The 12,770-nt window shown below is 71.3% G+C and carries 9 protein-coding genes; 6 read left to right on the top strand and 3 right to left on the bottom strand.

Annotated elements, in window-relative coordinates; all coding sequences use genetic code 11:
* The first annotated feature begins 164 nt into the window (after positions 1-164).
* Entirely contained in the window at positions 165-1,397 is a 1,233-nt protein-coding gene (locus AC6CCG_RS23330; protein WP_496657116.1) for a serine hydrolase domain-containing protein, read from the top strand.
* Here AC6CCG_RS23330 and AC6CCG_RS23325 read toward each other — a convergent pair whose 3' ends face one another.
* From AC6CCG_RS23325 to AC6CCG_RS23315, 3 genes are read right to left on the bottom strand one after another with little or no spacing between them, the layout of a single operon-like run.
* Complete coding sequence (locus AC6CCG_RS23325) at positions 1,398-2,834, bottom strand: amidase (RefSeq protein ID WP_496657115.1); 1,437 nt, start codon at positions 2,832-2,834, stop codon at positions 1,398-1,400.
* A 10-nt stretch (positions 2,835-2,844) separates the two neighbouring features.
* Positions 2,845-6,099, bottom strand: a complete 3,255-nt coding sequence (locus tag AC6CCG_RS23320) for a DEAD/DEAH box helicase (RefSeq protein ID WP_496657114.1) — start codon at positions 6,097-6,099, stop codon at positions 2,845-2,847.
* Between the two features lie 20 nt (positions 6,100-6,119).
* On the bottom strand, positions 6,120-7,610 hold the full coding sequence (locus AC6CCG_RS23315) for a mannitol dehydrogenase family protein (protein WP_496657112.1): 1,491 nt from the start codon (positions 7,608-7,610) through the stop codon (positions 6,120-6,122).
* 85 nt (positions 7,611-7,695) lie between these two features.
* Between AC6CCG_RS23315 and AC6CCG_RS23310 the strand changes: the two genes are divergently transcribed.
* The 5 genes from AC6CCG_RS23310 (at position 7,696) to AC6CCG_RS23290 (ending at position 12,744) form a co-directional block, all read left to right on the top strand.
* The gene (locus tag AC6CCG_RS23310; protein ID WP_496657111.1) at positions 7,696-8,781 is read left to right on the top strand and encodes a hypothetical protein; all 1,086 of its coding nucleotides are present in this window, start codon (positions 7,696-7,698) and stop codon (positions 8,779-8,781) included.
* Positions 8,782-9,183: 402 nt separating this feature from the next.
* Positions 9,184-9,876 (top strand): GntR family transcriptional regulator, encoded by a 693-nt coding sequence (locus AC6CCG_RS23305; RefSeq protein ID WP_496657110.1) that lies wholly within the window; start codon positions 9,184-9,186, stop codon positions 9,874-9,876.
* Positions 9,873-11,060, top strand: coding sequence for a mandelate racemase/muconate lactonizing enzyme family protein (locus tag AC6CCG_RS23300; protein ID WP_496657109.1), 1,188 nt, complete (start codon positions 9,873-9,875; stop codon positions 11,058-11,060). Before AC6CCG_RS23305 ends, AC6CCG_RS23300 begins: the two co-directional genes overlap by 4 nt.
* Positions 11,057-11,827, top strand: coding sequence for an SDR family NAD(P)-dependent oxidoreductase (locus tag AC6CCG_RS23295; protein ID WP_496657108.1), 771 nt, complete (start codon positions 11,057-11,059; stop codon positions 11,825-11,827). The genes AC6CCG_RS23300 and AC6CCG_RS23295 overlap by 4 nt, the downstream gene beginning before the upstream one ends.
* A complete protein-coding gene (locus AC6CCG_RS23290) occupies positions 11,824-12,744 on the top strand; it encodes a dihydrodipicolinate synthase family protein (RefSeq protein WP_496657107.1) in 921 nt (306 codons plus the stop codon). Before AC6CCG_RS23295 ends, AC6CCG_RS23290 begins: the two co-directional genes overlap by 4 nt.
* The last annotated feature ends 26 nt before the right edge of the window (positions 12,745-12,770 follow it).

The raw sequence follows: 12,770 nt of genomic DNA, 5'->3' as shown, positions 1-12,770 counted from the left end.
TGTCATCGCCGGGCTGAATCGCTGAGGACAGGTGGCCCCGGATGGAGCTCGGCCAGTCCGCGGTTCTCCTAGTGTCAGGTGCGTGTCAGGGCGGTGACAGCCCTGCCCCGGATGGTGGTTCCACTGACGAGATCCGAAGTCGAGCGAGAGGGACGTACACCATCATGAATACGAACGAGATCACGGTGCACGGGCAGGTCGAGGACGGCTGGGGGAAGGTCGCTGACGCGTTCCGGGCGAACTTCAGCGGCGATCCCGGCGAGGTGGGCGCGGCCTGTGCCGTCTACCACGACGGACGACGTGTGGTCGATCTGTGGGGCGGGCTCAGGGACAGCGCGACGCAGCAGCCCTGGCAGCAGGACACCATCGCCCTCGTTGCGTCGACAACCAAGGGCGCAACGGCGATCTGCGCCCACCTGCTGGCCCAGCGCGGCGAGCTGGATCTGGACGCGCCGGTGATCAAGTACTGGCCCGAGTTCGGCGCCGCAGGCAAGGAGGAGATCCCGGTCCGCTGGCTGCTCTCGCACCAGGCCGGGCTGCCGGTCGTCGACGGTCCGCTGACCTTCGCGGACGCCTGCGCCTGGGATCCGGTGATCAAGGCCCTCGAGGCGCAGCGGCCGCTGTGGCAGCCGGGCACCGAGCACGTCTATCACAGCATGACCTTCGGTTATCTGGTCGGCGAGGTGGTGCGCCGGATCACCGGCAAGTCGCTCGGCACCTTCTTCGCCGACGAGGTCGCGGGCCCGCTGGGTCTGAACTCCTGGATCGGCCTGCCGGAGACGCAGGAGCCGAAGGTTGCCAGGATCGAGTACTCGAAGCCGTTCACCCTGGAGGAGATGACCGAGGGGATGATCGCGACCATGGGACTGGACGCCGAGACGGTGACTCGGTGGATCCAGGCGCTCTGGAGCGAGGATTCCGTGCAGGCCAAGGCCGCAGCGGTCGGCGGTGCGCTCGCCGACCAGTCCGTGTTCGAGACCCGTGCATACCGGGCGGCGGAGTTCCCAGCGGCGAACATGCACACGGACGCCCGCTCGGTAGCCCGGATGTACGCCGCGACGGTGAGCGAGGTCGACGGCATCAGGCTGCTCGACCCGGCGACGGTCGAGCGGGCGATCGAGGTGCAGACCGACAAGACTCGGATGCACGGGCTGCCGGCGGATCTGGACATCCCGGCCAACCGCTCCTTCTACATGTCGCTCGGATTCTGGCGCTCCTGCCCGCCGATGCCGCTGACCGGCCCGAAGGCGTTCGGGCATCCGGGTTCGGGCGGATCGGTCGGGTTCGCCGACCCGGACTCCGCGATCGGGTTCTGCTATCTGCCCAACCTGTGGTCGTTCCGGATCGGCGAGCCGCGGGCGTCGAGCCTGGCCGACGCAGTCCGGGACTGCCTCTGATCAGGATCGGACCGGCCGTGGCCCACTCGGCCACGGCCGGGCCTGTTCCAGCTGGGCGGCGACGGAGATGATCATGGCGTCGGCACCGTACTGGCCGGTCAGCATCACCCCGATCGGCAGTGTGACGCCGTCGACCTCGGCCCGGTGCAGCGGCAGGCTGATCGACGGCCGGCCGGTCACGTTGGCCAGGTTGGTCCACGGCGTGTACGCGTACTGGGCGGCGAACTCGGCCACCGGATCATGATCATTCCTCAAGCCCCCGATCGGCATCGGCGGCCGGGCCAGGGTCGGGGTCAGGATGAGGTCGTACGCCTGCCAGCGATCGGCCACCTCGCGGGTGATCAACTGCGCCGTCTGCACCGCCTGGGCGTAGCGCAGCCCGCTGACGCCGCGACCGACCTCGCGCAAGTGCCGGGTCAGCGGCGTCACCCGCCGTTCCGCCTCGGCCGGCACCGGAGCATCGAGCGCGCTGATCGCCCAGAGCGCCTCGAACGCGTCCAGCCCCCGCTGTTGAGCTTCGGCCGTCAGCGGTGCGGGCCCGACGTCCACCCGGTGGCCGAGCTCGGCGAGCAGTTCGGCGGTCTGCTCGGCCGCGGCCCGGCAGACCGGGTCGACCCCGCCCGGCGTTCCGTAGAAGGGTTCCAGCACCAATCCGATCCGCAGTGATCCCGGGTCGGCCCCGGCCGCGGCGAGGAACGGACCGCCGGGCGGTGCGACGAAGGCGTCGCCCGGCCAGTTGTGGGCGAGCACATCGAGCGCCAGCGCGGTATCGCGGACGTCCCGGGTCACCACGCCGTGGGTGCTCAGCCCGGCCGACTCCGCGCCGTACGGTCCCGGGCTGATCCGCCCCCGGGACGGCTTCAGCCCGACCAGCCCGCAGCAGGAGGCCGGGATCCGGATCGAGCCGCCGCCGTCGCTGGCGTGCGCGATCGGCACCAGCCCGGCGGCCACCGCGGCCGCCGCGCCGCCGCTGGAACCGCCGGCCGAACGACTCAGATCCCAAGGGGTACGGGCCGGTGGCGCGACGTCCGGCTCGGTGTAGGGCGGCAGCCCGAACTCCGGCGTGTTGGTCTTGCCGACCATGATCGTTCCGGCCTCGCGGAGCAGCGTGACCACCCCGTCGTCCACCGGCGCCGGCACCGGATCGAGTGCCGCGCTGCCCCGCCGGATCGGCACCCCGGCCACCTGGGTCAGATCCTTGATCGGGCAGGGAACCCCGGCCAGCGCAGGAAGTTCCGCCCCGGCCCGGAGACGACGCTCCAGCTCGGCCGCCTGGCCCAGCGCACGTTCCGGTGTCAGGGTCACGAAGGCGCCGACCTCGGGGCCGAGCCGTTCGGCCCGCTCGAGGGCCTCGGTCACCACGTCGGTCGGGTTCACGTCGCCGGAACGCACGGCGGCGGCCAGCTGGCGGGCGGTCAGGTCGGACAGGTCGGCCATGACCGGAACGCTATCCCGCGAACAGATCCCGGATGTCGTCGGCCGTCAGGCCGGCCGCGGACATGGTGTCGCCGCCCAACACGGCGTCGAACAGTTCGGCCTTGCGCTCCTTGAGCGCCATCACCTTCTCCTCGATGGTGTCCCGGGCCACCATCCGGTACACCATGACGTTCCGGGTCTGGCCGATCCGGTGCGCCCGGTCGACCGCCTGCGCCTCGGCAGCCGGGTTCCACCACGGGTCGAGCACGAAGCAGTAGTCGGCCTGAGTCAGGTTGAGACCGAAGCCGCCTGCCTTCAGGCTGATCAGGAAGACCGGCACGTCGCCCGAGGTGAACCGCTCGATCTCGGCGTCACGCTTCCGGGTGCTGCCGTCCAGGTAGCCGTACCCGATCTTGTCGGCGTCCAGCCGTTCCTTGATCAACTTCAGGAAGCCGGTGAACTGGCTGAACACCAGCGCCCGATGTCCCTCGGCGATCACCTCGGACAGCTGCTCGACCAACAACTCGATCTTGCTCGAGCCGACGCCGGCGTACTCGGGATCGACCAGGCCCGGGTCCAGGCTGAGCTGGCGCAGCTTGGTGATCGAGCTCAAGATCGTGAACCGGTTGGAGTCGAGGTCGTCGACCAGGCCGAGCACCTTCTGCCGTTCCCGCTGCAGATGGGTCTGGTAGAGCCGCAGCTGCTTCGGCTGCAGGACGACATCGAGCACCTGCTCGGTCTTCGGCGGCAGGTCCAGCGCCACCGACTCCTTGGTCCGGCGCAGCATCAGCGGACGGATCCGCCGACGCAGCCGGCTCAACCGCTCCGGGTCCTCGCCCCGTTCGATCGGCCGCCGGTAGTACTCGGCGAACCGGTCCGGGTGCGGGAACATGCCGGGCGCCACGATCGACAGCAGGGACCACAGGTCCATCAGGCTGTTCTCCAGCGGGGTGCCGGTGATCGCCAGCTTCACCGCGCAGCGGACCCGCCGCGCCGCGGCATAGGTCCGGGCCCGATGGTTCTTCACGAACTGCGCCTCGTCCAGGATCATGCCGGACCAGCCGGCGTCGGCGTACGCCTCGGCGTCGATCCGCAGCAGGGTGTAGCTGGTGATCACCAGGTCGGCGCCCGCGATCGTCTCGGCGAGCGGCGTCCTGCTCTTGCCCTCGGTCTTCTCCACCGCGACCACCCGCAGCCCCGGCGCGAAGGTGGCCGCCTCGCGGGCCCAGTTGCCGACCACGCTGGTCGGTGCCACCACCAGCCACGGACCATGATCACGATCTTCCTGCTGTTGCCGCGCCCGGCAGATCAGGGCCAGCGCCTGCATCGTCTTGCCGAGACCCATGTCGTCGGCCAGGATCCCGCCGAGCCCGTTGCGCCACAGGGTGGTCAGCCACCGATAGCCCTCCAGCTGGTACGGCCTCATGGTGGCCTCGAGTTCGGGCGGCGGCTCGCTGTCCCCCTCCGCCACGGTGGTCAGCGAGCGCACGGCGGTGGCCCACCGGTCGGACTGGTCGAGCACGACACCGAGCCCGACCAGCTCCTCCCAGACACTCACGGCGAGCCGGCTGACCCGGATCGTGCCCGGCTCGTCGTCGGCATCGATGATCGCCCGCGCCTCGTCGATCAACTCGGCCAGCCGGGTGAACTCGGGCCGGTTCAGCTCGACGTAGACGCCGGTCTCCAAGATCAGGTACTCGTCGCCGCGGGCCAGCCCGGCGAACAGCTCCTCGAACGGGACCTGTTCGCCGTCGATCGAGACGTCGATCCTGAGGTCGAACCAGTCCGAGGTCTCCGACGTGGTCTCCAGCTTGACCAGCGGATCCGTCTCGGACGGCCGGTAGTCCAGTCGCTCGCCCTCGATGATCACGGTGACGCCGGCCTGCTCCAGTTCCTCGATCACCTCGGCCGAGAAGATCGCGGCCGCCATCCCGGTCAGCTCCACCGCCGGCGCCGGCACCTGCTTCCCCTTGCGCAGGGCGAGTTCCGGGATCCGCTCGTACGGCAGCGGCAGCGCGCCGGCGATCCGCGCCTCCGCGGCCGGGTCGCGCACGGTGGGCGTGCGTACCGGCTCGTCGAGGTCGAACCGCTGCTCCGCGCCGGTCACTCGGTAGGCCCAACGCCACTGCAACTGGAGCCGGTGCCCGGGCAGGTAGCGGACGATCAGCTCGGGCGTCGGCGGTGCGACCTCGGGCAGTTCGACCGAGCCGTCGCTGGAGACGATCTGGGCCTTGCGCCGCACCTGCGGATAGAACTCGCCCGTGAACCGTGGCTCGTCCGCGGCCGGGATGTCGACGCTGCGTCGCTCGATGATCAACTGGCGCAGCTCCCGCGGCAGCGGCTCGGCCAGCCGGTACAACCTGATCCCGCCGTCGTGGCTGAACAACCCGTGGGCCGGCTCGCCGAGCAGCCCGATCTGCTCGGGCTGCAGCGTCCGGCCGCCGATCATGATCACCGGGCCGAGCAGGATCGAACCGTCCAGCAGCCGCCGCGCGTCCAGGCGCACCGCGGCATGATCGACTCCGACCTCGATCGGGTTCCGGCCCTCGATCAGGCCGAGCCCGAGTTCCGGCGCCGCCTCCAGCAACGACCAGACCCGCGGCGCCACCGTGTCGAACGAGATCCAGGGCGAGCGTCCGTACACGTAGCGTGCCATCGGGCCGCAGGCGAACCGGAACTGCAGCAGCAGGTCCTGCTGCTGCTGCGGGTAGCCGAGGTGCCGCGCGTCCAGGTCGTCCCAGGAGATGCCGCCGCGGACCCAGCCGCCGTTGGCCGTGCGCCGGACCGGCCGGGCCCGCAGGCTGGGCGTCTCGGTGCCGCTGATGTTGCCCTGGCCGCGGTACGTGGTCCGATGGTGCACCTCGAACTCGATCCCGAGCGCGGTTCCGACGTCGGAGGGGGTCGGATCGGGAGCCGTGCTGAGCCGGGTCAGCACCTGCTCCCACTCCGGCCGGTCCAGGCTGCGGACCAGCCCGTCCAGGCCGCGGGCGGTGATCAACACAGCGACCGCGTGCTTGCAGTCCCGGGCGACGGGGCAGGAGCAGCGGCCGAACGGGATCGTGCCGCGCCGCGGATCCGAGTCGTTCAGCCCGACCACGGTCCGGTACGTGTGACCGCCGCTGCCCCGGACCGACGCCGTCAGCGTCTTGGTGGCCGAGTCGAACTCCACCCCGGACACGTTCCCGCGGCGGGCGTACACCATCCCCCGCGCGTACGTCTCGTGGCCGGCCATGGCGATGACGGCGTCGTTCGTCAACGCCCCCTGCCAGCCGTTCGCCACGCTCACCGCCCCAACCTAGTCCGCGATCAGGCTTGGTCCGCGATCAACCGTTCCAGCGTCACGTAGGCACCGTTGTCGATCAAGGAATCGAGCGCCTCGGTGTAGGCGGCGACGAACCGCGCGTCGTCGATCAGGTCGCCGAACAGCTCGCGGTCGGCGATGAACGCCGTCCTGTCCTCGCGCTGGGTCTTCGCGGTCGCGGTCAACTGGTCGGCCAGCCGGTCCACCACGGTGATCGGCTGGCCCTGCTCGTCGGTCCCCTCGGCGTAGCGGGCCCAGCTCGCCACGATCGCCGCCGACAGCCGGACCGGCCCGCCGGACTTCAGGTTGGCCTTGATCACCGGGACCAGCCACTTCGGGATCCGGTCCGAGGACTCGGCCGCGAGCCGGGCGATGGTGTCCTTGACCTCGGCGTTGGAGAACCGTTCGATCAAAGTCCTCGTGTAGTCGTCGAGATCGATGCCGGGCACCGGCCGCAGCGTCGGGATCGCCTCGGAGTTCATGTAGTTGAGCAGGAACGTGGCGAACACCGGGTCCTGTGCCGCCTCGTGCGCGTAGGTGTAGCCGGCCAGGTGACCGAAGTAGGCGATGCCCTGGTGGCTGGCATTGAGCAGCCGCAGCTTCATCAGCTCGTACGGCTCCACGTCGTCGACCAGCTGCACCTCGCCGCGGTCGTAGTCCGGTCGGCCGGCGGCGAAATGATCTTCCAGAACCCACTGGAAGAAGGGTTCCGCGACGACCGGCCAGCCGTCCCGGACGCCGAACTGGTCGGTGATCTCGGCCCGGTCGGCGTCGGTGGTGACCGGCGTGATCCGGTCCACCATCGAGTTCGGGAACCGCACCTCGGCAGCGATCCACTCGGCCAGCTCCGGGTCCTTGGCGCGGGCGAACGTCGTGTACGCATCCCGGGCGACGTGGCCGTTGCCCTGGATGTTGTCGCAGGACATGATCGTCAGCGGACCCGTACCGCGGTCCCGGCGGCGGCGCAACGCCTCGGTGATCAAGCCGAAGGTCGTCTGCGGCACCGTGTCCGGAGCAAGATCGGCGACGACCGCGGGCGTCGCGAGATCGAAGTCGCCGGTGACCGGCGAGATGTTGTAGCCGCCCTCCGTCACGGTCAGCGAGATGATCTTGGTGTCCGGGTGGGCCAGCCGCTCGATCACCGCCTCCGGATCGTCCGGCGCGTACAAGTAGTCGATGATCGAACCGATCACCCGGGCCTCGCGGCGCCCGTCGGGATGCTTCTCGACCAGGGTGTAGAGGCCGCTCTGCTCGGTCAGCACGTCGCGCATCCGGCGATCGCCGGGCAGCAGCCCGATGCCGCAGATCGCGTACTCCTTGGCCAGGCCCTGGCGCAGCAGCCGATCGATCACCAGCGCCTGGTGCGCCCGGTGGAACCCGCCGACGCCGATGTGCACGATGCCCGCCACCAGCTCCGAGCGGTCGTACTCGGGCCGGGCCACGGCCTCGGTCGCCCCGGCCAGCAGCGCGGTCGCCGCCGGTTCCTCGATCCTCATCTACCTGCCTCCTCAGCCGTACGTCGTCGACCCACCATCTTGCTGCATCCCCGACGCCACCGCGTCATGGGCCAGACTGGACGGCATGGCTCAGCGGCAACGACTCGGCTCCCTGCTGGCCGGCCTGCTGCTCCTCCTCCCGGCCGCCTGTACGGCGACAGAGCCGGCTCCGGTCTGGACGACCGTCGACACGCTGCCGGCCGGCTTCGCGGCCGAGACCCTCACGCCGAGCCCGGACGGCCTGATCATCGGTGGTCGCGGAGCCGATCCGGCCCGGCCGATGCTGCTGGTCGAACAGGCCGATGGCGTCCGCGAAGTCCCCTTGACGCCCGAGTCCGGCTACGGTCACACGGCAGCACTGTTGTCGATCGCGATCGCCGGTCAGCAGGTGTACGCGTTCGGCGGCGACCGCGGCGGCGCGCACGCCAACGTCCGGTGGAGCGTGTGGTCCGGCACTCCGGGCGGAGTTCGGGAACACGAGCAGATCTTCTGGACCTTCGGCGGCCAGGACGCCGGCTCCCTGACCGCGATGGTGGCCCGGCCCGACGGCCCGCTGATCATCGGCAACTGGGGTTCACCGCGCGGGCTGGACATCACGGTCTGGACGGCCCGGAAGAACACCTGGACCAGGATCGACTCGAAGGGGACCGCCCTGGCCAGCACGGCGGAGGAGCTGCTGTCCGAGCGCGGGGCGGCCGTGCTGGGCGAACGGGCGATCATCGCCGGCAGCGCCCTGCAACTCGACGAGAGCCTGCTCAGCCACGCCGCGACCTGGATCCAGGACTCCGCCGGAGCGGACTGGCGGCGGGTCGATCTTCCGTCCGCCGGTACGGCGAGCACCGCCCTCGACGTCGACTGCGCGAACGACTGCCTGGTCGCCGGCATCGTCGACGGCAAGGTGGCCGGCTGGCTCGGCGACGGCGCGGCCTGGCAGCGGATCGAACTGCCCGACCTCCCCGCCGACCCCCGCGCCGCCGTTCTGCGCGTGTTCCGGGTCGCGGAGGGCTGGCGGATCGCGGTCGGCGACGGCGCAACCACGACCGTGATCGGCCCGGGCGCGGAGCCGGTCACGGGCCCGCCCGGCCGGCTGATCGACGCCGCCGGCGGTGACCGGACGCGGCTGCTGGTCGAGGATCCCGACCGGACTCGCCGCCTCCACCAACTCGGCTGACCTCGGCCGGCCGCCGTCACCTCTCTTCGCCCCCGCCCTCTTCACCGCCCCGCTCTCTTCACCACCCCGCCCGCTTCACCGCCCCGCCCGGCTTCACCGCCCCGCCCGCTTCACCGCCCCGCCCGGCTTCACCGCCCCGCCCGGCTTCACCGCCCCGCCCGGCTTCACCGCCCGCCCGCCTCACCGCCCGCCCGCCTCACCGCCCGCCCGCTTCGCTGCCCCGCCCGCTTCGCTGCCCCGCCCTCTTCACCGCCCCGCCCGCTTCACCGCCCCGCCCGCTTCACCGCCCCGCCCTCTTCGCCGCGCGGCCCCGCCGCCCACCCCGCCCCGCCCCAATGCCGTCCATCTCCCATTCGGGAAAGGGCTTGCCCGTTGGTATCGCACGATACTAAGATCGCGCTCATGTCAGTCACCGATGACGGAGCACGGTTGTCGCTGGAGCAGCCGATCTCGCGCGGGGACCGGGTCCGGGACGCGCTGCAGGAGGCGATCCTGAACGGCACCCTCAAGCAGGGCTCGCCCCTGGTCGAACGCGACCTGTCGGCCCGCCTCGGGGTGTCCAAGACTCCGATCCGGGAGGCGCTCAAGCAGCTCCGGTCGAGCGGCCTGGTGGTCGCGAACTCGTACCAGGGGATGAGCGTGCGGACCCTCGACGCCGCCACCGTGCGCGACGTCTCCGGTGCCCGAGCGGCGGTCGAGCCGGCCGCGGTCCGGATGGCCGTCGAGTTGCGCGAGCCCGGGCCGCATCCGGCCGCCCGGCGTGCCCTGGCCGAAGCCCGTGCCCTGCTGGCGGACGATCAGCCGGCCCAGCTCGGCTTGATCAACCGCAGGTTCCACCGTGATCTCTACGCCGCCTGCGGCAACGAGCTCATGATCGACTTCCTGGACAAGTTGCAGGGGCTCAACGCCTTCATCGCCACCGCGGGCTGGCGGGCGGAGGCGACACCGTCGGACTCGGAGTGGGACGAGCACACCGCCGTCCTGGACGCCTTCGAGGCGGGCGACGCCGATCAGGCGGCCGGACTGCTCCGTGATCACATCGAGCGGTCCGCGGCCGGCGTACTCCGTTCACTGGAACAGAGCGAACCGTCATGACCAAGATCACCGGAGTCCGGCTGACCCCGGTCGCGATCCCCCGCTCGACCGGGCTGGTCTGCGGCCACGTGATCGTCGAACTGGACACCACCGACGGGGTCACCGGACTCGGCGAGATGTCGGACTTCCAGCATCTGCCCCGCTTCCACGTCGACGTTCCCGAACTGGAACGCACCCTGACCGAGCTGCTGGCCGGGCTGCCGGTCGGCGTCGAGGGCGCGAACGAGGCGGAGCGGCGGCTGGCCGATTCGTTCCCGCTGGCGGGTTCGCTGTACGACAAGACGTCGGTGATCCGCTGCGGTGTCGATCTTGCCCTCTGGGACGTCCGCGGCAAGCTGGCCGGGCTTTCCGTCAGCGACCTGCTCGGCGGCGCGGTCCGCGAGTCGTTGCCGGTGGCGTACCCGATCTTCCGGCAGCAGACGCCACAGGACGTGGACGCCAATCTTGATCTTGTGGCCGACCGGCTGGACCAGGGCTTCACCCTGTTCCGGGTCTACGTCGGCCGCCGACTGGACCTGGACGAGTCGTTCCTGCGAAGGCTCCGGGATCGGTTCGGTGATCGGGTGGCGGTGAAGTCGCTGGACTTCTCCAACCTGCTCGATGCCCGGGTCGCCGCCCGGTTCATCGAGCGCACCCGGGAGATCGGCTACCAGCTGGTCGAGGCGCCGGCGTACGAACGCGACACCGAGGGACTGGCCTTCGTCCGCAGCCGCACCCTGGTCCCGGTCAGCGAGCACGTCCATGATCGCCGGTGGGCCATCGAGCTCGCCGCGACCCGGGCGGTCGACGTGTTCAACCTCGGCCTGTTCACACTGGGCGGGATCACCCCCGCCCGGTCGATGGCCGCGATCGCCGAGGCGGCCGGGCTGCGCGCCCTGATCGGAACGACCCAGGAGCTGGTGATCGGCACCGCGGCCGCGGCCCACTTCGGCGTCGCGACCATGATCGCCGACGAGCCCGCCGACCCGGTCGGCCCGCTGCTCTACACCCGCGATGTCGTCGCCGGCGACGTCGACTACTCCGGCGGCCTGCTGCACCCGCCGGTCGGACCCGGACTCGGCGTGGAACTCGACCCGGAGCGGCTGGCCGCCTCCCGCGGCCCGCTGCGCTGGACCGACACGGCGGTCACCGACGTGGTGGACCGGACCGGCAAGGGCCGTGCCGATCGCGGAGGACGATCATGAGGTTCACCGGACGCCGCGTCCTGGTCACCGGAGCCGCCCGCAACATCGGCCTGGACATCGCCCGGCGGTTCCTCGCCGACGGCGCCGCGGTCGCGATCAACGACCGCGAGGCCGACGACGTACGGGCGGCCGTCGAGCAACTGGCCGACGGCGGCACCGTGCTGGCCGTGCCGGCCGACGTCGCCGACCCGGACGCCGTCGAGTCCATGATCGACTCGGTGGTCGCCCGGCTCGGCGGACTGGACGTGTTGATCAACAACGCGGCCGTGCAGTACGTCGGCCGGGTCCCGTTCGCCGAACTCAGCCTGGCCGACTGGGACGCGACCTTCACGGTCAACGCCCGCGGCACGTTCCTCTGCACCGCGGCCGCGGCCAGGATCATGCGGCCCGGCTCCTCGGTGATCAACGTGTCCTCGATCGGTGCGACCAAGGCGCATCGAAGGGCGCTGGCGTACGACAGCACGAAGGGCGCCATCGAGGCGTTCACCCGGGCCGCCGCGCTGGAGCTCGCGCCGCAGGGCATCCGGGTCAACGCGGTCGCACCGGGCGCGGTGATCACCGACATGAACCGGGACCGGGAGGCGGCGCTGCGGGACCGGCACCGGGCTCAGATCCCGCTCGGCCGGGCGGCCACCGGGGCCGACATCGCCGCCGCCGTGAGCTTCCTGGCGTCGGACGACGCCGACTACATCACCGGGCACGTCCTCGCCGTGGACGGCGGGCTCGGCATCCAGGCCAGGCAACCGTCCGAGGAGGCACAGCCGTGAACCTGCAGGCGTTCGCCGGCATCACGACCATGATCATCACCCCGTACGCCGAGGACGGGAGGGTGGCCCCGGAGGTCGCGACCGAACTCGCCCGGCGGGTCGACGCGGCCGGCATCGACGTGATCGCCGCGCTCGGCAACACGGCGGAGATGCAGCAGCTGGACGCGGGTGAGCGATCGATCATGCTCCGCGCCGTGGCCGACGGTCGGCAGCAGGCGCAGCTCCTGGCCGGGGTGATCGGCAGCGTCGGCGACGTGATCACCACCGCGGCCGAGGCGGCCGACCTCGGCTACCACGCGATCATGGTGCACGAGCCGGCCGACCCGTTCGGCGACAGCGCCGACGTGGCCGGCTACTACGAGCGGATCGCCGACCGGTCGCCGCTGCCGGCGGTGCTCTATCTCCGCTCGCCCCGGCTCACCATCGGTGATCTCGGCCGGCTGGCCGGGCATCCCGGCATCGCGGCCGTGAAGTACGCCCGGGACGACCTGCTCGGCCTGTCCACGCTGCTGAGCGGGCCGACCGGCGCCGACTGCGTCTGGGTCAACGGGCTGGCCGAGTCGCGGGTGCCGGCGTTCGCCGCGCTCGGGATCACCGGCTTCACCACCGGCATCGGCAACGTCCGGCCGGAACTCTGCATCGCCGTCCGCGACGCGGTGATCAAGAACGATCTGCCCCTGCTGTACGCGCTGCTCGACCTGGTCCGCCCGGTCGAGGTGCTGCGCGCGGCCGGCAACAACCGGTGCAACGTCTCCGTACTCAAGGAACTGCTCCGGCTCGACGGCCTTCCGGCCGGCGACGTCCGGCCGCCGCACGCGCCGCTGGGCGACGCGGCCCGGAAGCGCCTGCAGGACGCCTGGCACGCCTGGACCCCGGACCGGCTCCGGTCCCTCGGCGTCGCCGTACCCATCCCCTAGCAAGACCCCAAGGAAGACGAGGTCGA

It is taken from the genome of Microlunatus sp. YIM B11417, assembly GCF_059617205.1.
The sequence above is the reverse complement of the archived record's forward strand: the minus strand, read 5'-3'. Positions and strand labels throughout refer to the sequence as shown.

Bases quoted from the DNA above. Each gene is read 5' to 3' on its own strand.
- AC6CCG_RS23300 (WP_496657109.1), top strand. From the start codon at position 9,873: ATGACCAAGATCACCGGAGTCCGGCTGACCCCGGTCGCGATCCCCCGC.
- AC6CCG_RS23305 (WP_496657110.1), top strand. From the start codon at position 9,184: ATGTCAGTCACCGATGACGGAGCACGGTTGTCGCTGGAGCAGCCGATC.
- AC6CCG_RS23315 (WP_496657112.1), bottom strand. From the start codon at position 7,610: ATGAGGATCGAGGAACCGGCGGCGACCGCGCTGCTGGCCGGGGCGACC.
- AC6CCG_RS23330 (WP_496657116.1), top strand. From the start codon at position 165: ATGAATACGAACGAGATCACGGTGCACGGGCAGGTCGAGGACGGCTGG.
- AC6CCG_RS23325 (WP_496657115.1), bottom strand. From the start codon at position 2,834: ATGGCCGACCTGTCCGACCTGACCGCCCGCCAGCTGGCCGCCGCCGTG.
- AC6CCG_RS23310 (WP_496657111.1), top strand. From the start codon at position 7,696: ATGGCTCAGCGGCAACGACTCGGCTCCCTGCTGGCCGGCCTGCTGCTC.
- AC6CCG_RS23295 (WP_496657108.1), top strand. From the start codon at position 11,057: ATGAGGTTCACCGGACGCCGCGTCCTGGTCACCGGAGCCGCCCGCAAC.